Origin of the sequence: Rhodococcus ruber (genome assembly GCF_016804345.1) — a bacterium.
In the GTDB taxonomy this organism is placed as follows: Bacteria; Actinomycetota; Actinomycetes; order Mycobacteriales; family Mycobacteriaceae; genus Rhodococcus; species Rhodococcus ruber.
Window position 1 is genome coordinate 3,672,035 of record NZ_CP044211.1, and the last position, 24,200, is coordinate 3,696,234.

A 24,200-nucleotide genomic window follows, 5' to 3' on the forward strand; every position below is an offset into this window, starting at 1 on the left:
AGTCCTGCTCAGCGCCGGGCGAGCGCACGGTCGAGATCGTCGAGCAGGTCGGCGGTGTCCTCGATCCCGCAGGACAACCGCACGAAGCCGGGCGGTACGGGATCACCCCAGCGGGCACGCCGGTCCGCGGTGGTGTGGATGCCCCCGAAACTGGTCGCGGCGGTGACGAGCTCGCTCACCGCGACGAACCGGTGGAACTGCTGCTCGTCGTCGAGCCGGAACGTCACCAGCGGCCCGAACCGGCGCATCTGCGCCGCGGCGACGGGGTGCGCGGGATCGTCGTCCAGACCGGGGTATCGGACGCCACCGACCGCGGGATGCTCACGCAGCATCGTGGCCACGGCGAGCGCGTTGGCGCACTGCCGGTCGAAGCGCAACCCGGCGGTGCCCAGGCTGCGGTGTGCCAGCCACGTCTCGAACGGACCGAGGACGGTGCCGGAGAGCAGGCGCTCGCGGTCGAGGGGTGGCACGAGTGCGCCGTCGGCCACGGCGAGGTACCCCATCAGCAGATCGCTGTGCCCGCTGAGCGATTTCGTGCCGCTGGCGACGACGACGTCCGCGCCCAGCGCGAGTGGCTGCTGCCCCAGCGGGGTGGCGGTGGTGTTGTCCACCACGAGCAGGGCGCCTGCGGTCCGGCACAGTGCCGCGGTGGCGCGCAGGTCGACGACGTCCAGTCCCGGGTTGGACGGGGTCTCGGCGAGCACGAGCGCGCCCGCACCGGCACCGGCGAGGACCGCGCGTAGACCTCCGTCGCCGAACTGGGCGCAGGTGAGTTCGTGAACCGTGATGCCGAGGGGTTCGAGGCATTCGCGCGCGTAGGCCCGCACCTGGTAGTACCCGTCGGCGGGGACGACGACGGTGCCGCCGCCCCGGCTCAGCGACCGCAGCGCGACGGTGACCGCCGACATTCCGGATCCGACGACCCGGGCTGCCGCCGCGCCCTCGAGCGCGGCCAGCGCGGATTCGAGGGCCCGCCAGCCCGGATGGGAGGCGCGGGCGTAGGTGTCGGTTTCGGTGCCCTCCGCCCCGAGCTGGTAGGGGGCCGCGAGAACCGGGCCGGGTTGCAGCGGCTCCCCCGGCACATGTTCGGCGGCAACAGCTTTCACGCAACGCGTCGAGTCCCCCGGCACGCCCTCACTCCGGCTTGACTCGACGGCCGAGGAGCAGTCCGATCGCCTCGGGCACCGACATGCCCTCGTAGCAGACGCGGTGCACGGCGTCGGTGAGCGGCATCTCCACGTCGTAACTGGCCGCCAGCGCCCGGACGGAGGTGCACGACTTGACCCCCTCGGCCACCTGGCCGTGGGTGGCCTCCTGCGCACTCTCGAGTGTCCCTCCCCGTCCCAGCCGCTCGCCGAACGACCGGTTGCGCGACAGGGGCGAGGTGCACGTGGCCACGAGGTCGCCCACGCCGGCGAGTCCGGCCAGCGTGGCCGGCTTGGCGCCGAGGGCAGTTCCCAGCCGCGTGATCTCGGCCAGGCCGCGAGTGATGATGGAGGCGACGGTGTTGTCACCGAGTCCGACCCCGGCCGCCATGCCGCACGCGAGGGCGATGACGTTCTTGCACGCGCCACCGATCTCGCAGCCGATCACGTCCGTATTCGTATACGGCCTGAAATAACCAGTGGCACATGCTCTTTGAATCTCGAGAGCGCGAGTGGAGTCGGAGCATGCGATCACCGTGGCGGCGGGCTGCCGATCGGCGATCTCACGGGCGAGATTCGGTCCGGACAGCACCGCGATGCGGTCGTGCTCGGCGCCGGTCACCTGAGCGATCACCTGGCTCATCCGCATGAGGGTGCCGCTCTCGATGCCCTTCGCCAGGCTCAACAGGGTCGCGTCGGGACCGATGTCGTCGCGCCACGCCCCGAGATTCGCGCGCAACGTCTGCGACGGCACCGCGAGGACGAGGAAGTCCACTCCGTCGAGAGCGACGCGATGATCCGCGGTGGCGCGCACCGTGGCGGGCAGTTCGACGCCGGGCAGGTAGTCCGGGTTCTCGTGCCGGGTGGCGATGGCCTCGGCCACCTCCGCACGCCGCGCCCAGATCGTCACGTCCGTTCCGGCCTCCGCCAGCACCTTGGCGAAGGCCGTCCCCCACGACCCCGCTCCCAACACCGCAGCCTTGCTCACGCAGTCCCCTTACTCGTGTCCGATCCCGTCCGCAGACCAGCGCCGCGGCTGCTCCAGTATCGCCCACCGCCCGCGCCCGCGACCGCCGTCGCCGCCGACTGGCAGAATCGACGACCATGACCACCGCGCACGCGCTGATTCCCGTCAAGGCCCTCGGCCTGGCGAAGTCGCGGCTCGCGCACGTCCTCGACCCCGGCGACCGAGCCGCCCTGGTGCTCGCGATGCTCGCCGACACCCTGCACGCGGCGCTGGCGGTCGAGGGGCTCGCCGTCACCGTCATCACCACCGACGCCGACGTCGCCGCGCTCGCCCTCGGCGCGGGCGCGCACACACTCGCCGATCCCCCGGCGGCTTGCACGGCCGGCGCATCCGTCGATCCCGCCCCCGTCGATCCCGCCTCCGTCGATCCCGCCTCCGTCGATCCACTGAACGCAGCGCTCGCCGCCGCCGCCCACCGGGTGCGCTGCCGCGAGCCGGGCGTGGATCTGATCGCGCTGCACGCGGACCTGCCGGCGCTGCGGCCCGCCGAGTTGTCCGCGGCGCTGTCCGCGGCACGCGAGGCCGGCCGGGCGGTCGTCGTGGACCACACCGGCACCGGCACCTCGGCGCTGCTGAACTGCACGCCCGGACCCCTCGTCCCGCTGTTCGGTCCCGATTCGGCGCACCGTCACGTGCGGGCGGGCGCCCGCCCCCTACCCGGGGACTGGCCCGGGCTGCGGCTCGACGTCGACACCGTCGCCGACCTCGAGGCCGCGACGGTGCAGGGCGTCGGGCCCGCGACGGCGTCGGCGCTCGGACGGATCGGATGGCCGATGCCTGTTCGTCATCCCGACTTCGGGTGACGGACGCCGACGGATTGTCCGCCGTTCCGAAACTGAGGGATGATCGACGTGTGAAACACGGCGATTCCACGGACCAGCGCATCGACACCGACCCTCCCGGGTTCGCCGGGGCATCCGGCGACGGAGGAGGCGGCCTCGACGGTGCGACCGCTACCCGTTCGGCCTCGGCGCCGAGCGCCCCGCCCGCCGCCACGACGCTGCAGGCCGTCGCCGACGGTCTGCCCCCGGACCGCTACCTCAACCGCGAACTGAGCTGGCTCGACTTCAACGCGCGGGTGCTCGCGCTGGCCGAGGACACGTCGCTGCCGCTGCTCGAACGCGCCAAGTTCCTCGCCATCTTCGCTTCGAATCTCGACGAGTTCTACATGGTGCGCGTCGCCGGCCTCAAGCGTCGCGCCGAGACCGGCTTGTCGGTCCGCTCCGCCGACGGGCTGTCGCCACGAGCGCAACTCGCGCTCATCGCGCGCAGCACCCAGGAGATCGCGCGCCGCCACGCCCTCGTCTTCCTCGACTCGGTCCTGCCCGCTCTGACTGCCGAAGGCATTTCGATCATCCGGTGGGACGATCTGGCGGACGACGAGAAGCAGCGCCTGACCGCTCACTTCGCCGAGCAGGTGTTCCCGGTTCTGACCCCGCTCGCGGTCGATCCGGCGCACCCGTTCCCGTACATCAGCGGGCTGAGCCTCAACCTCGCTGTCACCGTGAAGGATCGCCAGTCCGCCGGCGAGCACTTCGCTCGGGTCAAGGTGCCCGACAACGTCGATCGCTTCGTGCGGGTCCGGCGGGACGGCTCACCGGACGAGATCGACGCATTCCTTCCGCTCGAAGAACTCATCGCGGCACACCTCGACGTGCTGTTCCCGGGGATGGAGATCGTCGAGCACCACGCCTTCCGGGTCACCCGCAACGCCGACTTCGAGGTCGAGGAGGACCGCGACGAGGACCTCCTGCAGGCACTCGAGCGGGAACTCGCCCGTCGCCGTTTCGGTTCCCCGGTGCGCCTCGAGGTCGCCGACGACATGACCGAGCACATGCTCGAACTGTTGCTGCGCGAGTTGGACGTCGATCCCGCCGACGTGGTGCAGCTGCCGGGACTGCTGGACCTGTCGAGTCTGTGGCAGGTGCACGACGTCGACCGGCCCGATCTGAAGGACCGGCCGTTCGTGCCGGCCACCCACCCCGCTTTCGGCGAGCGCGAGACCCCCAAGAGCGTGTTCTCGACGCTGCGCGAGGGCGACGTGCTGGTGCACCACCCCTACGATTCCTTCTCCACCAGCGTGCAGCGGTTCATCGAGCAGGCCGCAGCCGACAGCCAGGTGCTCGCCATCAAGCAGACCCTCTACCGCACCTCGGGCGACTCCCCCATCGTCAACGCGTTGATCGCCGCGGCGGAGGCCGGCAAGCAGGTGGTGGCGCTGGTGGAGATCAAGGCACGCTTCGACGAACAGGCGAACATCAAGTGGGCCCGCAAGCTGGAGCAGGCCGGCGTGCACGTGGTGTACGGCCTGGTGGGTCTCAAGACCCACTGCAAGACGTGCCTCGTGGTCCGCCGCGAGGGCTCGCTCATCCGCCGCTACTGCCACATCGGCACCGGCAACTACAACCCGAAGACTGCGCGTCTGTACGAGGATGTCGGTCTGCTCACCGCGGCACCGGAGATCGGCGCGGACCTGACCGACCTGTTCAACACTCTCACCGGGTACTCGCGGAAGGCGAAGTACCGCAACCTGCTCGTCGCCCCGCACGGCGTGCGGTCGGGCATCATCGAACGGATCGACACCGAGATCGAGCACCACCAGGCCGGACGCGACGCCGGGATCCGCCTGAAGGCCAATGCGCTCGTCGACGAACAGGTCATCGACGCGCTGTACCGTGCCTCCCGCGCCGGGGTACCGGTCGAGATCGTCGTGCGCGGCATCTGCGCGCTCAAGCCCGGAGTGCCGGGGCTCAGTGAGAACATCACGGTGCGATCCATTCTCGGAAGATTCCTGGAGCATTCGCGCGTCCTGCATTTCCGGGCGGCCGACGAGATCTGGATCGGCAGCGCAGACATGATGCATCGCAACCTCGACCGCCGGGTGGAGGTGATGGCCCAGGTGAAGGATCCCCGGCTGGCTGCGCAACTCGACTCGATCTTCGAGTCGGCGCTCGATCCGGCGACCCGGTGCTGGACGTTGCGGGCCGACGGCACCTGGCTCGCGTCGCCGGCACCGGGAACCGCCGCCCGCGACCACCAAGAAGAGCTCATGCGCAGCCGCAGCTCCTGATCGGAAGGATGTCGGTGTCCCCCGTTTCCGACAACGCAATGCGAGCCAACATCTTCGCCGCCGGGGCCGTCCTGTGGCGAAGGAACCCGACCGCCCGGAACCGTATCGAGATCGCCGTCGTGCACCGGCCGCGCTACGACGACTGGTCCTTCCCCAAGGGCAAGCTCGATCCCGGCGAGACTCCCGTCGTCGCCGCCGTACGCGAGATCGAGGAGGAGACCGGGATTTCCGCGCGCCTCGGCCGGTCTCTCGGCAAGGTCACCTACCCGGTTCCGGGTCACCGGAAGCTCAAGCGAGTGGACTACTGGGCCGCCGCGGCATGCAGCGGCCGGTTCGTCCCGAACGACGAGGTCGACGAACTGCGCTGGCTCGCACCCGACGACGCCTACGCGGCCCTGTCGTACCCGATGGACCACACGGTGCTGCGGCGCTTCCAGGCCCTGCCGCCGGACACGGCGACGGTGCTGATCGTGCGGCACGCGAAGGCCGGCAGCCGCAAGAACCACCGCGGCGACGATCGGGACCGGCCCCTCGACGCGGCGGGCCGCGCCCAGGCCCAAGCCCTCGTGCCTCAACTGCTCGCGTTCGGCGCCGACAGCGTGGTCGCCGCGGACCGGGCGCGCTGTGTGCAGACGGTGCAACCGCTCGCGGACCGGCTCGGGGTCGAGGTCGCCGTCGAGCCCTCCCTGACGGAGGAGGAATACGGCGCCGATCCGCAACTCGGACGCAAGCGGGCACTCGAGCTCGCCCAGCGCGGTGGCGTGCCGGTGATCTGCAGCCAGGGCAAGGTGATTCCGGACCTCGTGCGATGGTGGGCCGAGCACGACGGGGTGGTCGCGCCGAACACGCGTAACCGGAAGGGCAGCACCTGGGTCCTGTCGCTGGCCGGCGACCGGCTCGTCGCAGTGGACCACATCGACAGCCCACTGCCCCCCGGCGCCGCCTGAACGCGCGTCGGCGGCCATCGGGGAGATCTCCCCCGATGGCCGCCGAACGGACGGGATCCGGGCGGTAGCGCCGCTCTCGGCGGCGCCCCTTCTCGGCGACGGTCTTCCGGACCCGCGCCGTGCCGGAACGGCTACTTCTTGGCGGCGGCCTTGCGGGCCGGTGCCTTCTTGGCCGCCGTGGTCTTCTTCGCCGCGGTGGTCTTCTTGGCCGCGGTGGTCTTCTTCGCCGCGGTGGTCTTGGCCGGAGCCTTGGCCGCCGTGGTCTTCTTCGCCGCGGTGGTCTTCTTCGCCGCGGTGGTCTTGGCCGGAGCCTTGGCCGCCGTGGTCTTCTTCGCCGCGGTGGTCTTCTTCGCCGCGGTGGTCTTGGCCGGAGCCTTGGCCGCCGTGGTCTTCTTCGCCGCGGTGGTCTTCTTCGCCGCGGTGGTCTTGGCCGGAGCCTTGGCCGCCGTGGTCTTCTTCGCCGGAGCGGCCTTGGCGGCGGTCTTCTTCGCCGCCGCGGTCTTCTTGGCGGCGGTCTTCTTCGCCGCCGCGGTCTTCTTGGCCGCCGCAGCCGCGCCGCGCTTGACGGCCGGACCCGTCGCGGGGAGCTTCTGCGAACCGGCGATGACCGCCTTGAACTGAGCGCCGGGGCGGAAGGCCGGCACCGACGTCGGCTTGACCTTCACGGTCTCACCCGTACGCGGGTTGCGCGCGACCCGGGCTGCGCGGCGGCGCTGCTCGAAGACACCGAATCCGGTGATGGTGACGCTCTTGCCCGAGTGCACTGCACGCACGATCGCGTCGACCATGTGCTCCACGGCCGCCGTTGCTGTGCGCCTGTCCGAACCGAGTTTCTCGGTCAGAACATCGATCAGCTCTGCCTTGTTCATTGCATTCCTCCGCACATTACGGTCCACCGTCAGACCGACTCGAGTCCACGGTAGACCCGCAAACGGGCAAGAGTCTATGTGCCACGCCAATTCTCATGCAAATTGCCGGCGGGCCGGATCCGGACGTGCAGTCGGATCCGGCCCGCCGAGGCTCGATTCGAGGGCTCGATCAGGGCGCCGGAAGGGTTCGTGGTTTCCAAGAAGGCCTTGCGTTTTCGTACTCGGAAATCGCCTCTACCTGGCGCAACGTGAGTCCGATGTCGTCGAGACCCTCCAACAGCCGCCACCGGGTGTAGTCGTCAATGCTGAACGGCACCACGGTGGTTCCGGCGGTCACGGTACGAGCGCCGAGATCGACCTCGAGCTCCAGCCCCGGCTGCTGTTCGATGAGCTTCCAGAGCAATTCGACGTCCGGTTGTTCGACCTGCGCGGCCAGCAATCCGGCCTTGCCGGCGTTGCCCCGGAAGATGTCGGCGAAGCGGGACGAGATGACGACGCGGAAACCGTAGTCGGACAGCGCCCACACGGCGTGCTCGCGCGAGGACCCGGTGCCGAAGTCCGGGCCGGCCACCAGGACGCTGCCCCGGTCGAACGGCGGGGTGTTCAGCACGAAGGACGGATCCGTGCGCCACGCGGCGAACAGCCCGTCCTCGAATCCGGTTCGAGTGACTCGCTTCAGGTACACCGCAGGGATGATCTGATCGGTGTCGACGTTCGACCGGCGCAGCGGGACGCCGATTCCCTTGTGAGTGGTGAAGGCTTCCATCGAAAATTCTCCTTCGGTTCCGTGACCTAGTCCAGATCCGCCGGAGCGGAGAGAGTGCCGCGCACCGCAGTCGCCGCCGCGACCTGAGGCGAGACGAGGTGGGTGCGTCCGCCCTTGCCTTGGCGGCCTTCGAAGTTCCGGTTCGAGGTCGAAGCGCAGCGCTCACCCGGTGCCAACTGGTCCGGATTCATGCCCAGGCACATCGAGCAGCCGGCCTGACGCCATTCCGCCCCTGCGGCCGTGAATATCTCACCGAGACCTTCGGCTTCGGCTTGGGCACGAACGCGCATCGATCCGGGCACGACGAGCATGCGGACACCGTCGGCGACCGTGCGGCCCTGCAGGACGTCGGCGACGGCCCGCAGATCCTCGATCCGGCCGTTGGTGCACGACCCGACGAAGACGGTGTCGACGGGCACCTCCCGCAGCGGCGTCCCGGGTTCGAGTCCCATGTACCGCAGTGCCTTCTCGGCCGCGAGGCGCTCGCTCTCGTCCGCCATCGCCGCCGGATCGGGCACCGACGCACCGAGGGGCGCGCCCTGCCCCGGGTTGGTGCCCCACGTGACGAAGGGCGTCAGAGCCGACCCGTCGATGCGGACCTCGGCGTCGAAAACCGCATCCTCGTCGGTCTTCAACTGCTCCCACGCCGCCACCGCGGCGTCCCAGTCCGCGCCCTGCGGGGCGTGCGGGCGGCCCTTCAGGAACTCGTAGGTGATCTCGTCCGGTGCGATCATCCCGGCCCGGGCGCCCGCCTCGATGGACATGTTGCAGATGGTCATCCGCGCTTCCATCGACAGCTTCCGGATGGCCTCGCCGCGGTACTCGAGCACGTAGCCCTGGCCGCCGCCGGTGCCGATCTCGGCGATGACGGCGAGGATCAGGTCCTTGCTCGAGACGCCGGGGGGCAGTTCGCCGTCGACGGTGATCGCCATCGTCTTGAACGGGCGCAGCGAAAGCGTCTGGGTCGCCAGCACATGCTCGACCTCGCTGGTGCCGATACCCATCGCCAGGGCACCGAAGGCGCCGTGGGTGGAGGTATGACTGTCGCCGCACACCACCGTCGTGCCCGGCTGCGTCAGTCCGAGCTGTGGTCCGACGACGTGGACGATGCCCTGCTCCACGTCCCCCATCGGATGCAGCCGGATGCCGAACTCCTCACAGTTGCGGCGCAACGTCTCGACCTGGGTGCGCGAGACGGGGTCGGCGATGGGCTTGTCGATGTCGACCGTGGGCACGTTGTGGTCCTCGGTCGCGATGGTCAGGTCCGGGCGCCGCACGGGCCGATTCGCCAGCCGCAGTCCGTCGAACGCCTGCGGGCTCGTGACCTCGTGCACGAGATGCAGATCGATGTAGATCAGGTCCGGCTGCCGTGCCGCCCCCTCTCCCGTACCGCGCACGACCACGTGCTGGTCCCACACCTTCTCCGCCAGAGTCTTTCCAGCCATCTTCTCCACCTGTCGTACGTGACGAACGCGGTTCCCGTTCTCGGGCTGCCCCGGGCCGCGAATACTGTCGTCCCCGCCGGTTTCCGCGTGGGCTATGCTTCCCATTATGCGAGACGGAGGTATCGACCTATGAGACAGCATAGCGGGATCGGAGTGCTGGACAAAGCCATGGCGGTCCTCCACGCGGTGGCTCGGCAACCGTGCAACCTCACCGAACTGTGCGCTCGCACCGGACTACCCCGCGCCACTGCCCACCGCCTCGCGGTCGGGCTCGAAGTGCACCGGCTGCTCGCGCGCGACGGCGACGGCCAGTGGCGACCGGGCCCCGGCCTGGCCGAACTGTCCGCGGGCGCGGGTGACCCGCTCGTCGATGCGGCCTCGCTCGTTCTCCCGCGGCTGCGCGAGATCACCGGGGAGAGCGTGCAGTTGTACCGGCGGGAGGGCACGCACCGGGTATGCGTCGCCGCACTCGAACCACCGACAGGTCTGCGCGACACCGTCCTCGTGGGTGCGAGACTGCCGATGACTGCCGGGTCCGGCGCGCGGGTCCTGCTCGCCTGGGCCGACGCCGCGACGCAGCGGGCGATCCTGCCGGAGGCCGCATTCGGCGAGCGGGTGCTCGCCGAGGTGCGTCGCCGGGGCTGGGCGCAGAGCGTCGCCGAACGCGAACCCGGCGTCGCCTCGGTGGCCGCACCGGTGCGCGATGCCTCCGGTTCGGTCGTCGCCGCCATCTCCGTCTCGGGACCCGTCGACCGGATGGGCCGCCGGCCCGGAGCGCGGTGGGCCGCGGACCTGCTCGCGGCCGCCGACGCCCTGCACAAGCGGCTCTAGAAGGCTGTCGCATCCGCCGGCTCCTGTGCCACAGTGCACGGATGGGAACCCACCAGCGCGCACAGATCACGATGTCCGACGCCGAGATCGGCGACTTCCTCGGCCGCAGCCGCGTCGCGACGATGGCCACCGTCGGCCCCGGCGGCCTCCCCCACCTCGTCGCGATGTGGTACGCCGTGCTCGACGGCGAGATGTGGTTCGAGACGAAGCTGAAGTCGCAGAAGGCGGTCAATCTGCGGCGCGACAACCGGATCAGCGCGCTCGTCGAGGACGGCCACACGTACGACACGCTGCGCGGAGTCTCCCTGGAGGGGCATGCCGAGGTGGTCGAGGACCGGGACGTGCTGTTCCGCGTGTGCCGGAGCGTGTGGGAGCGCTACACGGGCCCGTACACCGAGGACGTGCGTCCCGCGATCGAGCAGATGATGCACAAGCGTGTCGCGGTGCGCGTCGTCGCGGAACGAACCCGGTCCTGGGATCACCGCAAGCTGGGACTGGCGGCCATGCCGATCGGCGGCAGCACCGCGCCGTACCTGTTCGAATCGCTGGAAAACCGCGCGACAGACGCAGGGCTGCCGGGTTAGATTCCCGATGGCCCGGCCGAGTACCGGGTGGGGAAGGGAGACAGCGATGCACGAGCCGAACGAGGAGCGGATCGCGGAGCAGTTCCGCGCAGCCCTCGAACGCAAGAATCAGCACGCCCGCCGCGGCACGGACCATCTCGACGGGAGGGCCAAGGCGCAGGCGCCGCACGGCAGCGCCGACCACCGCCGCAATTTCCGGCGCAAGAGTGGTTGACGAGCGCAGAACGACGAAGGTCCCTGCCGATCCGTGGATCGGCAGGGACCTTCGTTTGGTAGCCCCGACGGGATTTGAACCCGCGCTACCGCCTTGAGAGGGCGGCGTCCTAGGCCGCTAGACGACGGGGCCAGGAACTTTCACTGCTCGGAGAAGAACACCCTTCGAACTCGCGATCGAAGGGCCTTCCGTGGTAGCCCCGACGGGATTTGAACCCGCGCTACCGCCTTGAGAGGGCGGCGTCCTAGGCCGCTAGACGACGGGGCCAGGAACTTCTTCTCCGGTACTCCCCCACCTTGCGGCGGAGGCTCAGCCAGCTTAACCGGCCGAGGCTCGGTGACAAAATCACCGGGCAGACGCTGGGGTACCAGGACTCGAACCTAGAATGGCTGAACCAGAATCAGCTGTGTTGCCAATTACACCATACCCCAATGGCTTGTTCCGGAGACCCGCCTCGCGGCGGTGCGGCCTCCGTTCCGAACCGAGAAGAAGGTTAGCACCATCGGTGCCCCCAATTACAAATCGCCTGGTCAGGCCGGGTAAATCCGGCCCGGCCCGGCCACGGGCGATCCCGCCGCCGGGCCCGGACCGGCTCAGGCGATGCGGGCGCGGGCGGCACGCAGACGCGCCAGCGAGACGTCCCGGCCGAGCAGTTCCATGGACTCGTACAGCGGCGGACTGATGTGCGAGCCCGTGAGGGCCACGCGCACCGGCGCGAAGGCCTTGCGAGGCTTGAGGCCGAGCTCGTCGATCAGCGCGGCCTTGAGGGCCTCCTCGAGGGACGCCGCCTTCCACTCGGCCACGCCACCGGCCGCAGCGATCGTCGCATCGAGCACGGGCGCGGCGTCGGGACCGAGGTTCTTGGCTGCGGCCGCCTCGTCGAGGACGAAGTCGGCCTCGTCGACGTAGAGGAACTTCAGCAGGTCCCACGCGTCCGACAGCACCACGATGCGGGTCTGGACCAGCTCGGCCGCCTCCGCGAACCGGGCGTCGTCGACGTCCGCGGTGATACGGCCGTGCTCCACGAGGAACGACTTCAGCCGTGCCGTGAAGTCGCCCGGCTCGAGCAGGCGGATGTGCTCGGCGTTGATGGCGTCGGCCTTCTTCTGGTCGAACCGCGCCGGATTCGAGTTCACCTTGGCGATGTCGAACGCGGCCACCATCTCGTCGAGCGAGAAGACGTCACGGTCGTCGGCCAGCCCCCAGCCGAGGAGCGCGAGGTAGTTGAGCAGGCCCTCGGCGATGAAGCCGCGGTCGCGGTGGATGAACAGGTTGGACTCGGGGTCGCGCTTGGAGAGCTTCTTGTTGCCCTGACCCATCACGAACGGCAGGTGACCGAACTCGGGCGTGAAATCGGTCACGCCGATGCGCTGCAGCGCCTCGTAGAGGGCGAGCTGGCGCGGCGTCGACGAGAGCAGGTCTTCGCCCCGCAGCACGTGGGTGATCCGCATGAGGGCATCGTCCACGGGGTTGACCAGGGTGTAGAGCGGGATGCCGTTGCCGCGGGTCAGTGCGAAATCGGGCACGGTGCCGGCCTTGAACGTGGTCTCACCGCGGACCAGATCGTTCCAGGTCAGGTCGTGATCGGGCATGCGCAGGCGCACGACGGGCTTGCGCCCCTCCTCGCGGTACGCCTGCCGCTGCTCGGCGGTCAGGTCACGGTCGTAGTTGTCGTAGCCGAGCTTCGGGTCGCGGCCGGCAGCGCGGTGGCGCGCCTCGACCTCTTCCGGCGTGGAGAACGACTCGTACGCCTCGCCCGCGTCGAGCAGCCGGGCGACGACGTCGAGGTGCAGGTCTCGCCGCTGCGACTGCCGGTACGGCTCGTACGGGCCGCCCACCTCGGGGCCCTCGTCCCAGTCGAGCCCGAGCCACCGGAGCGCGTCGAGGATGGCCCGGTACGACTCCTCGGTGTCGCGGGCGGCGTCGGTGTCCTCGATGCGGAACACGAAGGTGCCGCCGTGGTGACGGGCGAAAGCCCAGTTGAACAGGGCGGTGCGCACGAGGCCCACGTGCGGGGTTCCGGTCGGGGACGGACAGAAACGAACGCGTACTTCGCTGTTGGTCATGGCTCACTCGGGTCGAGGGATCGAAAAGACCCCTCCAGGCTAGTCCCGGCCGATCGCGAAGCCGCGGCCTACCTGCGCTTGGCGGTCACCGGGTTGGTCAGCGTGCCGATGCCCTCGACGGTGATCGAGACGGTGTCGCCGTCGACGAGCGGTCCGACGCCCTCCGGGGTGCCGGTGAGGATCACATCGCCCGGCAACAGGGTCATCACCGCCGAGACCCACTCGATCAGCTTCGGAATGTCGTGCACCATCAACGACGTTCGGCTCCGCTGACGCGTCTGTCCGTCGACCTGCGCGGTGATCTCGAGATCCGTGGGATCGATGTTCGTCTCGATCCAGGGCCCGAGGGGGCAGAACGTGTCGTGCCCCTTGGCCCGCGTCCACTGTCCGTCCTGCTGCTGATGGTCACGCGCCGAGACGTCGTTGGCCACCGTGTAGCCGAGGACGACGTCGAGCGCCTTCGCGGCCGGAACGTCCTTGCAGGGGCGGCCGATGACGACGGCGAGTTCGGCCTCGTGGTGGACGAGGTTGCTGCTCGGCGGGAGCACGATCGGCGCCCCCGGGCCGACGATGGAGGTGTTCGGCTTGAGGAAGATCACCGGCTCGTCGGGGACCTCGTTGCCGGACTCGGCCGCGTGGGCAGCGTAGTTGCGGCCGACGCAGACCACCTTGCTCGCCAGGATCGGCGCCAGGAGCCTGACGTCGGCGAGCGGCCAGCTGCGGCCGGTGAAGGTCGGGGTGCCGAAAGGATGTTCGGCGATCTCCTTCGCGATCGCGGCGTCCCCCTCCCCCTCGATGCTGACGAAGGCGACACCGTCCGGGCTGGCAATTCGACCAAGGCGCATGCCGGGGAGTCTATCCGTGCCGCCGCCCGCAGCCCTGCGGACCACGTCGCCCAGGTATAGGCTCCCACACAGAAGTTCACTCTACGGGATTCTTGTTTCAGATAGTGAGATGACATGACGGTTCGGGACATCGGCGCGCGGCGCTGGGTCATCCTGGCGCTCGGCGTGTTCGCGCAGGCGGCTCAGGCAGTCCTCGTCAACGGCGCCGCCTTCCTCATCCCCACGCTGCACGAGGACTGGGGCCTCACGCTTGCACAGGCCGGAACACTTTCCGCCGCACCGTTATTCGGAGTCGTCTTCAGTCTCGTCGCATGGGGTGCCCTGGCCGATCGGTACGGCGAGCGGCGGGTCCTGGCCGTCGGACTCGCACTGGCCGCGGCGGCCGCGGCCGCGGCCGCCGCCAGCGGGACAGCGCCGATGCTCGCGCTCATGCTGGCCCTCGGCGGCGCCGCCGCGGCGAGTGCCAACGCCGCGAGCGGCCGCGTCGTCGTCGGCTGGTTCCCACCGCAGCAGCGCGGTCTCGCCATGGGGATCCGGCAGATGTCGCTGCCGCTCGGCGTCGCCGTCGCCGCACTGGCCATTCCTCCGCTCGCGCGCGACCACGGAATCGGCTCGGCCCTGGCCTTCGCCGCCGCGGTGTGTGCCGTCGCCGCGGTAGCGTGCGCGATCGGCATCGTCGATCCACCGCGGCCGGAACGCGCCCGGGCCGCCGAACTCGGCCTGCTCGACAACCCCTACCGCGCCGGGCGGTCGCTGCAACGGATCCACGCGGCGTCGGTCCTGCTGGTGGTGCCGCAGTACGTGGTGTGGACCTATGCGCTGGTGTGGCTGATCTCCGAGCGCGGCTGGACCGAGTCCGCCGCGGGCCTGGTCATCACCGCCGCGCAGTTCCTCGGTGCGCTGGGTCGCGTCGCCGCCGGCGGGTGGTCCGACCGGGTCGGCAGCCGCCTGCGGCCGCTGCGGCTCGTGGCGCTCTCGGTGGTGCTGTCCATGGCCGCGCTCGCGGCCGCCTCGCTCACCGACTCGGCCGTCGCCGTCGCGCTCCTGATCGTGGCCTCGGTGACGACGGTGGCCCCGAACGGCCTGGCCTTCACCGCGGTCGCCGAGATCGCGGGACCGTTCTGGGGTGGCCGCGCGCTGGGCATCCAGAACACCGGCCAGTTCGTCGCCGCGGCGTGCGTGGGTCCCGCGTTCGGCGGGCTCATCGCACTGGCCGGCTTTCCCGCGGCGTTCGCGCTCGCCGCGCTGATCCCGGCCGCCGCGGTGCCCCTGGTCCCCCGCAAATGAGCCGGTGCGGCCTCCCGGACGCCGGGAGGCCGCACCGGGACGGGGTCAGAGGGCGGCCGCGATGCGGTCGCCGACCTCCGTGGTCACGATCGGACCCGCGCCGCGGGCGGCGAGGTCCGCCTCGACCGCACGCTCGACCCGGGCCGCCTCGTCCGGCCGGCCGAGGTGGCGTAGCAGCAGGGCGACCGACAGGATCGCCGCGGTCGGGTCGGCGATACCCTTGCCCGCGATGTCCGGGGCGCTGCCGTGGACCGGCTCGAACATCGACGGGTTGGTGCCGGAGGCATCGATGTTGCCGCTGGCCGCCAGTCCGATGCCCCCGGTGACCGCACCGGCGAGATCGGTGACGATGTCGCCGAACAGGTTGTCGGTCACGATCACGTCGAACCGGCCCGGGTCGTCGACCATGTAGATGGTGGCGGCGTCGATGTGGCAGTAGGCCGTCTCGACGTCCGGGTACTGCGCGCCCACCGTCTCGACCGCACGCGTCCAGATGGCACCGGCGTTGGAGAGCACGTTGGTCTTGTGGATCAGGGTGAGGTGCTTGCGGCGGCTCTGCGCGAGCTCGAAGGCGTACCGCACGACGCGTTCGGCTCCGAACCAGGTGTTGATCGAGACCTCGGTGGCGATCTCGTGGGGGGTTCCGACGCGGATGGCACCGCCGTTGCCGGTGTAGGGGCCCTCGGTGCCCTCCCGCACCACGACGAAGTCGATCTCCGGCTGGGCCGCGAGCGGGGACCTCGCCCCGGGGTACAACCGCGACGGCCGCAGATTGACATGGTGATCGAGCGCGAACCGCATGTTCAGCAGCAGACCCCGCTCGAGCACGCCCGGGGTGACGGAGGGGTCGCCGATGGCGCCGAGCAGGATCGCATCGTGCGCGCGGATCGCCGCCAGGTCGGCGTCCGGGAGCAGTTCCCCGGTGGCGTTGTACCGCCGGGCGCCGAGGTCGTACTCGGTGGTCTCGAGGTCGGGGACGAGCGTCCCGAGCACCTTGAGGGCCTCTGCCGTGACCTCGACACCGATGCCGTCACCGGGAATGACCGCTAGCTTCATGGACACACTCTCTTCCTCTTCGCGACGACGGCCGCGACCGTGTTCGACGATCGCGGCCATCGGGTACAGCGGGGTGGTTCAGGACAGGTCGACCTGCGCGACGCGGGCGTCGAGCTGCTCCACGATCTGGGCGACCTCGGCGTCGCCGACGACCCGGTCGACCCGCAGGATCACCGTGGCGCCGGGTCCTTCGACGTCCTGGCTCAGCGCCGCCGCCTGGATGTCGATCCCGGCGTTGCCGAGGACCGTGCCGAGGACCCCGAGCACGCCCGGCCGGTCCTCGTAGTGGACGACGAGGTTGTGGCCCTCGGCACGCAGGTCGAAGCTGCGGCCGTTGATGTTGACGATCTTCTCGATCTGCTGCAGGCCGGTCAGCGCGCCGGTGACTGTGGTGACGAGTCCGTCGGCGGCCACGGCGCGGACCTCCACCGCGCTGCGGTGCGTGGAGGCCTCGCTGTGCTTGTCGACCTCCACACTGACGCCGCGCTGCTCGGCGAGGGCCGGGGCGTTGACGAAGGTGACCGGCTCGTCACTGCTGGCGGAGAACAGACCGCGCAGTGCCGCGAGGCCCAGGATCTCGACATTCTCCGCGGACAGCTCACCGCTGGCGACGACCTGCACGTTCTGCACCGCCTCCGGCGACAGCGTGCCGGCGATGAGACCGAGCTTGCGCACGAGCTCGAGCCACGGTGCGACCTCCTCGCCGACCGGACCGCCGGAGACGTTCACGGCGTCCGGGACGAACTCGCCGGCCAGAGCCAGCAGCACGCTCTTGGCGACGTCGGTGCCGGCGCGGTCCTGGGCCTCGGTCGTGGAGGCGCCCAGGTGCGGGGTGACGACGGTGTTGTCGAGGTCGAACAGCTTCGAGTCCGTGCAGGGTTCGGAGTGGAAGACGTCGAGGCCGGCGGCCCGAACCTTGCCGGAGACGAGGGCGTCGTGGAGGGCGTCCTCGTCGATGAGACCACCGCGGGCGGCGTTGACGATGATGACGCCGTCCTTGGCCCGCGCGAGCCGCTCGGCGTTGATCAGCCCCGCCGTCTCCTTGGTCTTGGGCAGGTGCACGGAGATGAAGTCGGCGCGCTCGATCAGCTCGTCGATGTCGACCAGTTCGATCCCCAGCTGGGCGGCACGGGCCGGCGGCAGGTAGGGGTCGTAGGCGATGACGTGGGTCTCGAAGGCGGCGAGGCGCTGGGCGAACAGCTGTCCGATCCGGCCCAGGCCGACCACGCCGACGGTCTTGCCCAGGATCTCGGTGCCGTTGAAGCTCGACCGCTTCCAGGTGCGCTCACGCAGCGTGCGGTCGGCGGCGGGGATCTGCCGGGCCGTGGCCATCAACAGCGCCACGGCGTGCTCGGCGGCCGAATGGATGTTGGACGTCGGAGCGTTGACGACCATCACACCGCGTTCGGTGGCGGCCGGGATGTCGACGTTGTCGAGGCCGACGCCGGCGCGACCGACGATCTTCAGCTTCGTGGCGGCGGCGAGGACCTCGGCGTCGACCGTGGTCGCCGAACGGACCAGCAGGGCGTCCGCCTCGGGCACCGCCGCGAGCAGCGCGGGACGGTCCGGGCCGTCGACCCAGCGCACCTCGACGCCGTCACCGAGCGCATCGACGGTCGACTGCGCCAGCTTGTCGGCGATCAGGACAACGGGACGGCCATTCTGGCTCACGTGCGAACTCCCCTGTGGTTGGTTTGTCTGACGGGTCGTCGACGGCGCCGCACCCCGAGGTGCGCGAAGCAGCCGTGACCCGGCTCAGTTTAGTGCGTACGTGTCTCTTCCGGACCGCCACCCTGCGAGGCGCAGTGGATTTCGCGACGGGCGTGCCGGCCGGGGCAGCGCCCGGTCGGCGGCACGCGCCGGCCGGTACCGGGTGCGGGAGCTCAGCGCCGACGATTCCTCTTGCGCGGCAGCGACTTCGACACGCGACCCGCGGTGTGATCGGGGTTACCGCGCGGCGCGGGTTCCGGGGACGGCGACGACGCGCGGTGCCGGAAGGCGACGACCGCTGTCCGCACAGTGGGATAGAAGCGGTCGGGGGTGAACCGGTCCCCCACCCCGAACTGTACGAGCCGGTCCTTGATGGGCCCCTTCATGGCGGCGAAGGCCAGGCGGATCTTCCTGCCTGCGAGGTATCGGTCCAGGTCGACGAGTTCGTCGACGGCGGTGGTGTCGAGACCGGTGATCGGTTCGGCAGCGATCACGACCCATTCGACCGGCTCGGGCGACTGCGCGACCAGCGAGCGGACGTAGTCGTCGAAGATCGAACCGTTGGCGAAGAACAGGGGGGCGTCGAACCGCACCAGCAGCAGACCGGGGATGCGATGCCCTTCGGGGTGACGGTTGATGTCGTGGAAGCCCGCGACACGGGTGAGCTCGACGAGCTCGGTGCGGTACGGCGACCATGCGTGCCCCACGACGGCGACGAACGAGAGGCCGATAGCGACGAGGATCCCCTCCAGAACTCCGACGAGCGCCACCCCGAGGAAGGCCGCCGCCGCGAGGCCGGCCTCGATCCGGCTCATCCGCCACATGCGGACCACCCCGCGCACGTCGATGAGCGCCGAGGCCGCGACCAGGACGACCGCTGCGAGCGTCGCCTCGGGCAGATAGGCGGTCACGCCGGGGGCGAGCAGCACGAACAGCAGGACAGCGACGGCGCCGACCACCCCGACGAGCTGGGTGCGGGCGCCGTTCTGCTCGGCGACGGGCGTGCGGGACGAGCTGGCCGAGATGGGGAATCCCCCGAACAGACCGGTCGCGACATTGGCGGCGCCGATGGCCTTCATCTCGGTACTGCCGTCCACGTCGTCGCCGCGGCGGGCCGCGAAGGTCCGCGAGAGCACCCCCGTGTCCGCGAACGCGATGAGCGCGATGCCGGCTGCCGGGCCGAGCAGCGCGAGCACGTCGGCCCAGCTCACCGCGGCCACGGACGGTGCCGGCAACCCGGAGGGCAGCGCCCCGACCATGGCGATCCGCTCCGTCAGGCCCAGCAGCGCGGACACCCCACACGCTCCGGCCACGGCGACCAGGACACCCGGGATGCGCGCCCGCAGGAGGCGGAACGCCACGATCACCACCAGGGACGTCACCCCGACGGCGGTGGCGACGGGGTCGACGTCACCCGCGGCGACCGCGCGGACGATCGCGGCGAGGTCCTGGGGCAGACCCGGTTCGTCGATCGCGAAGCCGAACAGTGTCGGCAGCTGCCCCACCACGACGACCAGCGCGATGCCGTTGAGGTAGCCGAGCCTGATCGGTTTGGACAGCAGTTCGGTGACGAAGCCGAGCCGCAGGAAACCGGCGGCGACGAGGATCACACCCACGAGCAGGGCCAGGACTCCCGCGAGGGCCAGGGCCTCCTGTGGATCGCCGGTCGCGGCGAGCGGGAGCACCGCCGCGGCGATGAGCGGCGCGAGGGCCGAATCGGGACCGAGCACAAGCACTTTCGACGGCCCCAGCAGGGCGTACACCAGCAGCGGGACGATCGTGGCGTACAACCCGGCGTAGGCGGGCAGGCCGGCCGCCGTCGCGTAGCCCATGCCCGCGGGGACGAGCAGCGCGGTGAGCGCCAGACCGGCGGTGAGGTCGGGGCGCAGCCACTCCCGCCGGTAGGTGCGGGCAACGGCGACCCCCGGCAGCTTTCCCAGACCCCAGGACATCACGGCATTATCCACCCGGGAACGCCGACGGCCCGGCACCACAGCGGTGCCGGGCCGTCGAAGCGGCGGGATCCGATCAGGCGGTCTCGGTGATCGGCCGGTCCACCCAGCTCATCAGGTCGCGCAGCTGCTTGCCGACGACCTCGATGCCGTGCTCGGCGTTCTGCTTACGCAGGCCCTCGAGCTCCTTGTTGCCGCCCTCGACGTTCGCGACGAGACGCTTGACGAAGGTGCCGTCCTGGATGTCCTTCAGGATCTCCTTCATGCGCTCCTTCGTGCCGGCGTCGATGACACGCGGGCCGGAGAGGTAGCCACCGAACTCCGCGGTGTCGGACACCGAGTAGTTCATGCGGGCGATGCCACCCTCGTACATGAGGTCGACGATGAGCTTGAGCTCGTGCAGCACCTCGAAGTACGCCATCTCCGGGGCGTAGCCCGCCTCGACCATGACGTCGAAACCGGTCTTGACCAGTTCCTCGGTGCCACCGCAGAGCACGGCCTGCTCACCGAACAGGTCGGTCTCGGTCTCCTCCTTGAAGGTGGTCTTGATGACGCCGGCGCGGGTGCCGCCGATACCCTTGGCGTAGGACAGCGCCAGCGCCTGGCCCTCCCCCTTCGGGTCCTGGTGGACGGCGATGAGCGCGGGCACGCCCTTGCCGTCGACGAACTGCCGGCGCACCAGGTGGCCGGGGCCCTTCGGGGCGACCATCGCGACCGTGACGAACTCCGGTGCCTCGATGAGACCGAAGTGGATGTTCAGGCCGTGGCCGAAGAACAGCGCGTCGCCGTCCTTCAGATTCGGCGCGATGTCCTCGGTGAAGATCGACGCCTGCGCGGTGTCGGGCGCCAGCACCATGATGACGTCGGCCCACTCGGAGACCTCGGCCGGAGTGCCGACCGCCAGGCCCGCCTCCTCCGCCTTGGCCCGCGACTTCGAGCCCTCCTTCAGGCCGATGCGCACCTCGACGCCCGAGTCACGCAGGCTCAGCGAGTGCGCGTGTCCCTGGCTGCCGTAGCCGATCACCGCGACCTTGCGGCCCTGGATGATCGACAGATCGGCGTCGTCGTCGTAGAACATCTCGACTGCCACAGTTGTTACCTCTCTCAGCAAATAAGGGTGTGTTCAGGCTAACGGGTGGCCGTGATCGACTTCGGACCGCGTCCGACCGCGACGACCCCGGACTGCACGATCTCGCGGATGCCGTAGGGCTCGAGCATCCGCAGCAGGGCGTCGAGCTTGGAGCGGGTACCGGTGGCCTCGATGGTGAGCGATTCGGGCGAGACGTCGATCACCTTGGCGCGGAACAGATTCACCGTCTCGATGACCTGCGTGCGCACGCTCGCGTCCGCCCGCACCTTGATCAGCAGCAGCTCGCGGGCGACCGAGGCATCCTCTTCCTGCTCGACGATCTTGATGACGTTCACGAGCTTGTTGAGCTGCTTGGTCACCTGCTCGAGCGGAAACTCGTCGACGGTCACGACGATCGTCATGCGGGAGATCTCCGGGATCTCGGTGCCGCCCACCGCGAGGGACTCGATGTTGAACCCGCGGCGGGAGAACAGGCTCGCCACGCGGGCCAGCACGCCCGGCTTGTCCTCGACGAGAACGCTGAGGGTGTGACTGGTGCTCACTGACGATCCTCTCCTGGTGCTGCGGCACCGCGCTGTTCCGGGTGCCGCTCGTGCTCGAGTGCCTCGTGGATGACGGCCGGCTCCGCGGCCGCCTCGTCCTCGTCGAAGAGCGGACGGATGCCCCGCGCCGCCATGATCTCGTCGTTGCTGGTGCCGGCGGCGACCATCGGCCACACCTGGGCGTCCTGACCGACGATGAAGTCGATGACGACCGGACGGTCGTCGATGGACTGCGCCCGGCGGATCGCCTCCTCGACGTCCTCCTCGCGCTCGACCCGGATGCCGACACAGCCGAGAGCCTCGGCCAGCTTGACGAAGTCGGGGATGCGCAGGGTGTGGGTGGACAGATCGGTGTTCGAGTACCGCTCCTCGTAGAACAGCGTCTGCCACTGCCGGACCATGCCGAGGTTGCCGTTGTTGATGAGTGCGACCTTGATCGGCACACCCTCGACCGCGCAGGTCGCCAGCTCCTGGTTCGTCATCTGGAAGCAGCCGTCACCGTCGATGGCCCACACCTCGGCGTCGGGCACACCCATCTTGGCGCCCATGGCCGCCGGCACGGCGTAGCCCATGGTGCCCAGCCCACCGGAGTTGAGCCAGGTGCGCGGCTTCTCGTAGTCGATGAACTGCGCAGCCCACATCTGGTGCTGCCCGACGCCGGCGCAGTAGATCGCGTCCGGTCCGGCGAGCTTGCCGACCATCTGGATCACGTACTCCGGCGAGAGCATGCCGTCGGCCGGCCGGTCGTAGCTGAGCGGGTAGGTGCGCCGGATCCCGTCGAGGTACTCCCACCACTGGGCGTAGTCGAGCGTGGTACCCGTCGCGAGATCCGCCCGGATCGCCTCGATCAGCTCGACGATCACCTCCTTGCAGTCACCCACGATCGGCACGTCGGCGTGCCGGTTCTTGCCGATCTCGGCCGGGTCGATGTCCGCGTGGATGACCTTCGCGTCGGGCGCGAACGAGTCGAGCTGACCGGTGACGCGGTCGTCGAACCGTGCACCGAGCGTGATCAGCAGATCGGACTTCTGGAGGGCGGCGACCGCCGCGACGGTGCCGTGCATGCCGGGCATGCCGCAGTTGAGCTGATGGGTGTCGGGGAAGGCGCCGCGGGCCATGAGAGTCGTGACGACCGGGATACCGGTGAGCTCGGCCAGCTCGAGCAGCTCCGGAGAGGCCTCCGCCTTGATCACGCCGCCGCCGATGTACAGCACGGGCGACTTCGCCTCGGCGATCAGGCGTGCGGCCTCACGGACCTGCTTGCCGTGCGGCTTGGTGACGGGACGGTAGCCGGGCAGGTGCATCTCCGGCGGCCAGCTGAAGGTGGTCTGGGCCTGCAGGATGTCCTTCGGGATGTCCACCAGGACGGCCCCCGGACGGCCGGATGCGGCGAGGTAGAACGCCTCGGCGAGGACGCGGGGGATCTCGGCTCCGTCGGTCACGAGGAAGTTGTGCTTGGTGACGGGCATGGTGATGCCCGAGATGTCGGCCTCCTGGAAGGCGTCGGTGCCGATCAGACCGCGGCCGACCTGACCCGTGATCGCCACGACGGGAACGGAGTCCATCTGCGCGTCGGCGAGCGGGGTGACGAGGTTCGTGGCGCCGGGGCCGGAGGTGGCCATGCACACGCCGACCTTGCCGGAGGCCTGGGCGTATCCGGTCGCGGCGTGGCCCGCGCCCTGCTCGTGGCGGACCAGCACGTGCCGGACCTTCTGCGAGTCGAACAGCGGATCGTAGACGGGAAGGATCGCACCGCCCGGAATGCCGAAGACCGTGTCGACGTCGAGCTCCTCGAGGGCTCGGACCACCGACTGGGCGCCGGTGACCCGCTCGGGGGCGACCTGGCGTCGGGTACCGGGCTGGGCGGCCGCGGCCGCGGGCGACGGGGCCGCAGCCCCGGGCTTGCGCGGCGACGGTTGAGGCCTTGCGGTTGGTGCGCTCACTGCGATTCCTCTGGTTCTGGCTCCGGGCAACAAAAAACCCCCGTCAGCAGCATCTGCTGTACGAGGGTGGCGCGTCGTGGGCGAGTTGCGAGAAGCGGCTCAGGCGACGACGCGCCGGCCGATTACGAGCAACCCATTCTGATTCACGCGCTCGACGGTAGGCGCGCGAACGTCCGACAGTCAACTTGGTTCGGTCACCTGTCCCAGAATGTGAGATGCCTCGGCTGCAATGGGAAGATGGTGAGGTGTCATCTCCACAGCAGCCCGTGCCACCACGCCCATCATCCCATACGGCGGAACAGCAGCCGCAGGTCATCCAGATTTCCCGGCTCGCCCTGCTCGCGTGCGGGTTCGTGCTGCTCGGAGTGGCCTCTCCGGCGCTGGCCTGGCCCGCCGCGTTCGGCTGGATGGTGGTGATCCCGTTCCTCGTCGCCGCGTGGGTGCTGCGGGTGCGCACCGTCGTCGGCCCCGAGGGCATCACGGCCCGATCCGCGTTCTCCACCCGGACGCTCGCGTGGGACGAGCTCGACGGGCTGCGGTTCCCCAAGCGGGGCTGGGCACGCGCGCGCCGCACCGACGGCACCGAGGTACCCCTCCCGGTCGTCACGTTCGGCCGCCTCCCCCAGCTCGCCGCGGGCAGCGGCGGGCGCATCACCGACCCGTACGCCGCCGCGCACGACGCGCAGGCACGGGAACAGGCCGCGGACACCGAGCCGGACGCGGACGTCGAGTCGAAATAGCACACGGGTAGATTCGACGTCGCCCAGGCCCGCTCCCGCCCCGCCCGGGGGAGCCCGGCCCCCGGTGTCGC

21 protein-coding genes and 3 tRNA genes are annotated in these 24,200 nt (G+C 70.1%); 8 read left to right on the forward strand and 16 right to left on the reverse strand.

Annotated elements, in window-relative coordinates:
• Window positions 1-8: 8 nt before the first annotated feature.
• Window positions 9-1,130, reverse strand: a complete 1,122-nt coding sequence (locus F1734_RS16850; RefSeq protein WP_026137647.1) for a cystathionine gamma-lyase — start codon at window positions 1,128-1,130, stop codon at window positions 9-11.
• Window positions 1,131-1,134: 4 nt separating this feature from the next.
• Window positions 1,135-2,133, reverse strand: coding sequence for an NAD(P)H-dependent glycerol-3-phosphate dehydrogenase (locus tag F1734_RS16855; RefSeq protein ID WP_010594222.1), 999 nt, complete (start codon window positions 2,131-2,133; stop codon window positions 1,135-1,137).
• A gap of 116 nt (window positions 2,134-2,249) precedes the next feature.
• Between F1734_RS16855 and cofC the strand changes: the two genes are divergently transcribed.
• From cofC to F1734_RS16870, 3 genes are read left to right on the forward strand one after another with little or no spacing between them, the layout of a single operon-like run.
• Window positions 2,250-2,975, forward strand: a complete 726-nt coding sequence (gene cofC, locus F1734_RS16860) for a 2-phospho-L-lactate guanylyltransferase (RefSeq protein WP_203010803.1) — start codon at window positions 2,250-2,252, stop codon at window positions 2,973-2,975.
• Between the two features lie 50 nt (window positions 2,976-3,025).
• The gene (locus F1734_RS16865) at window positions 3,026-5,242 is read left to right on the forward strand and encodes an RNA degradosome polyphosphate kinase (RefSeq protein ID WP_017680309.1); all 2,217 of its coding nucleotides are present in this window, start codon (window positions 3,026-3,028) and stop codon (window positions 5,240-5,242) included.
• Window positions 5,243-5,250: 8 nt separating this feature from the next.
• Window positions 5,251-6,189, forward strand: a complete 939-nt coding sequence (locus F1734_RS16870) for an NUDIX hydrolase (RefSeq protein ID WP_010594219.1) — start codon at window positions 5,251-5,253, stop codon at window positions 6,187-6,189.
• A gap of 131 nt (window positions 6,190-6,320) precedes the next feature.
• Here F1734_RS16870 and F1734_RS16875 read toward each other — a convergent pair whose 3' ends face one another.
• From F1734_RS16875 to leuC, 3 genes are all read right to left on the reverse strand, one after another.
• A complete protein-coding gene (locus F1734_RS16875; RefSeq protein ID WP_048770802.1) occupies window positions 6,321-7,058 on the reverse strand; it encodes an HU family DNA-binding protein in 738 nt (245 codons plus the stop codon).
• Between the two features lie 169 nt (window positions 7,059-7,227).
• Window positions 7,228-7,824, reverse strand: a complete 597-nt coding sequence (gene leuD / locus F1734_RS16880) for a 3-isopropylmalate dehydratase small subunit (RefSeq protein WP_017680306.1) — start codon at window positions 7,822-7,824, stop codon at window positions 7,228-7,230.
• A 26-nt stretch (window positions 7,825-7,850) separates the two neighbouring features.
• Window positions 7,851-9,269, reverse strand: a complete 1,419-nt coding sequence (gene leuC, locus F1734_RS16885) for a 3-isopropylmalate dehydratase large subunit (RefSeq protein ID WP_010596556.1) — start codon at window positions 9,267-9,269, stop codon at window positions 7,851-7,853.
• A gap of 129 nt (window positions 9,270-9,398) precedes the next feature.
• Between leuC and F1734_RS16890 the strand changes: the two genes are divergently transcribed.
• Genes F1734_RS16890 through F1734_RS16900 form a run of 3 tightly spaced genes read left to right on the forward strand, consistent with a single transcriptional unit; the run spans window position 9,399 to window position 10,898 of the window.
• Entirely contained in the window at window positions 9,399-10,100 is a 702-nt protein-coding gene (locus F1734_RS16890) for an IclR family transcriptional regulator (protein WP_010596557.1), read from the forward strand.
• Window positions 10,101-10,141: 41 nt separating this feature from the next.
• On the forward strand, window positions 10,142-10,684 hold the full coding sequence (locus tag F1734_RS16895) for a pyridoxamine 5'-phosphate oxidase family protein (protein ID WP_010596558.1): 543 nt from the start codon (window positions 10,142-10,144) through the stop codon (window positions 10,682-10,684).
• A 46-nt stretch (window positions 10,685-10,730) separates the two neighbouring features.
• Window positions 10,731-10,898, forward strand: coding sequence for a DUF5302 domain-containing protein (locus F1734_RS16900; protein WP_010596559.1), 168 nt, complete (start codon window positions 10,731-10,733; stop codon window positions 10,896-10,898).
• A 56-nt stretch (window positions 10,899-10,954) separates the two neighbouring features.
• Here F1734_RS16900 and F1734_RS16905 read toward each other — a convergent pair.
• From F1734_RS16905 to F1734_RS16925, 5 genes are all read right to left on the reverse strand, one after another.
• Window positions 10,955-11,030 (reverse strand) — tRNA-Glu (locus tag F1734_RS16905).
• 59 nt (window positions 11,031-11,089) lie between these two features.
• Window positions 11,090-11,165, reverse strand: a tRNA-Glu gene (locus F1734_RS16910).
• A 92-nt stretch (window positions 11,166-11,257) separates the two neighbouring features.
• A tRNA-Gln gene (locus F1734_RS16915) sits at window positions 11,258-11,329 on the reverse strand.
• Window positions 11,330-11,491: 162 nt separating this feature from the next.
• Window positions 11,492-12,964 carry a glutamate--tRNA ligase gene (gene gltX, locus F1734_RS16920; protein WP_010596560.1) on the reverse strand — a complete coding sequence of 491 codons (1,473 nt, stop codon included), beginning with the start codon at window positions 12,962-12,964 and terminating at the stop codon, window positions 11,492-11,494.
• Window positions 12,965-13,032: 68 nt separating this feature from the next.
• Window positions 13,033-13,809, reverse strand: a complete 777-nt coding sequence (locus F1734_RS16925; RefSeq protein ID WP_017680301.1) for a fumarylacetoacetate hydrolase family protein — start codon at window positions 13,807-13,809, stop codon at window positions 13,033-13,035.
• 114 nt (window positions 13,810-13,923) lie between these two features.
• Here F1734_RS16925 and F1734_RS16930 point away from each other — a divergent pair, with 114 nt between their 5' ends.
• A complete protein-coding gene (locus F1734_RS16930) occupies window positions 13,924-15,096 on the forward strand; it encodes an MFS transporter (RefSeq protein WP_203010804.1) in 1,173 nt (390 codons plus the stop codon).
• 45 nt (window positions 15,097-15,141) lie between these two features.
• On the opposite strand, the gene F1734_RS16935 is transcribed toward F1734_RS16930, so the two are convergent.
• The 6 genes from F1734_RS16935 to F1734_RS16960 all read right to left on the reverse strand — a co-directional run bounded on the left by F1734_RS16935 (window position 15,142) and on the right by F1734_RS16960 (window position 23,389).
• The gene (locus tag F1734_RS16935; protein WP_010596565.1) at window positions 15,142-16,152 is read right to left on the reverse strand and encodes a 3-isopropylmalate dehydrogenase; all 1,011 of its coding nucleotides are present in this window, start codon (window positions 16,150-16,152) and stop codon (window positions 15,142-15,144) included.
• A 78-nt stretch (window positions 16,153-16,230) separates the two neighbouring features.
• Entirely contained in the window at window positions 16,231-17,823 is a 1,593-nt protein-coding gene (serA, locus tag F1734_RS16940; RefSeq protein WP_010596566.1) for a phosphoglycerate dehydrogenase, read from the reverse strand.
• A gap of 212 nt (window positions 17,824-18,035) precedes the next feature.
• Window positions 18,036-19,814 carry a SulP family inorganic anion transporter gene (locus F1734_RS16945; RefSeq protein ID WP_010596567.1) on the reverse strand — a complete coding sequence of 593 codons (1,779 nt, stop codon included), beginning with the start codon at window positions 19,812-19,814 and terminating at the stop codon, window positions 18,036-18,038.
• Window positions 19,815-19,890: 76 nt separating this feature from the next.
• Window positions 19,891-20,892: a ketol-acid reductoisomerase gene (gene ilvC / locus F1734_RS16950; RefSeq protein ID WP_029540232.1), complete on the reverse strand. Its 1,002-nt coding sequence runs from the start codon at window positions 20,890-20,892 to the stop codon at window positions 19,891-19,893.
• Window positions 20,893-20,942: 50 nt separating this feature from the next.
• On the reverse strand, window positions 20,943-21,446 hold the full coding sequence (gene ilvN, locus F1734_RS16955) for an acetolactate synthase small subunit (RefSeq protein ID WP_010596569.1): 504 nt from the start codon (window positions 21,444-21,446) through the stop codon (window positions 20,943-20,945).
• Window positions 21,443-23,389: an acetolactate synthase large subunit gene (locus tag F1734_RS16960; protein WP_026137646.1), complete on the reverse strand. Its 1,947-nt coding sequence runs from the start codon at window positions 23,387-23,389 to the stop codon at window positions 21,443-21,445. The genes ilvN and F1734_RS16960 overlap by 4 nt, the downstream gene beginning before the upstream one ends.
• Before the next feature lie 266 nt (window positions 23,390-23,655).
• Here F1734_RS16960 and F1734_RS16965 point away from each other — a divergent pair, with 266 nt between their 5' ends.
• A complete protein-coding gene (locus F1734_RS16965) occupies window positions 23,656-24,129 on the forward strand; it encodes a PH domain-containing protein (protein ID WP_040275068.1) in 474 nt (157 codons plus the stop codon).
• Window positions 24,130-24,200: the final 71 nt, after the last annotated feature.

Coding starts and splice junctions, on each gene's coding strand:
- cofC (WP_203010803.1), top strand. CDS start 2,250: ATGACCACCGCGCACGCGCTGATTCCCGTCAAGGCCCTCGGCCTGGCG.
- F1734_RS16870 (WP_010594219.1), top strand. CDS start 5,251: ATGTCGGTGTCCCCCGTTTCCGACAACGCAATGCGAGCCAACATCTTC.
- F1734_RS16875 (WP_048770802.1), bottom strand. CDS start 7,058: ATGAACAAGGCAGAGCTGATCGATGTTCTGACCGAGAAACTCGGTTCG.
- leuD (WP_017680306.1), bottom strand. CDS start 7,824: ATGGAAGCCTTCACCACTCACAAGGGAATCGGCGTCCCGCTGCGCCGG.
- leuC (WP_010596556.1), bottom strand. CDS start 9,269: ATGGCTGGAAAGACTCTGGCGGAGAAGGTGTGGGACCAGCACGTGGTC.
- F1734_RS16890 (WP_010596557.1), top strand. CDS start 9,399: ATGAGACAGCATAGCGGGATCGGAGTGCTGGACAAAGCCATGGCGGTC.
- F1734_RS16895 (WP_010596558.1), top strand. CDS start 10,142: ATGGGAACCCACCAGCGCGCACAGATCACGATGTCCGACGCCGAGATC.
- F1734_RS16900 (WP_010596559.1), top strand. CDS start 10,731: ATGCACGAGCCGAACGAGGAGCGGATCGCGGAGCAGTTCCGCGCAGCC.
- gltX (WP_010596560.1), bottom strand. CDS start 12,964: ATGACCAACAGCGAAGTACGCGTTCGTTTCTGTCCGTCCCCGACCGGA.
- F1734_RS16925 (WP_017680301.1), bottom strand. CDS start 13,809: ATGCGCCTTGGTCGAATTGCCAGCCCGGACGGTGTCGCCTTCGTCAGC.
- F1734_RS16930 (WP_203010804.1), top strand. CDS start 13,924: ATGACGGTTCGGGACATCGGCGCGCGGCGCTGGGTCATCCTGGCGCTC.
- F1734_RS16935 (WP_010596565.1), bottom strand. CDS start 16,152: ATGAAGCTAGCGGTCATTCCCGGTGACGGCATCGGTGTCGAGGTCACG.
- F1734_RS16945 (WP_010596567.1), bottom strand. CDS start 19,814: ATGTCCTGGGGTCTGGGAAAGCTGCCGGGGGTCGCCGTTGCCCGCACC.
- ilvC (WP_029540232.1), bottom strand. CDS start 20,892: ATGTTCTACGACGACGACGCCGATCTGTCGATCATCCAGGGCCGCAAG.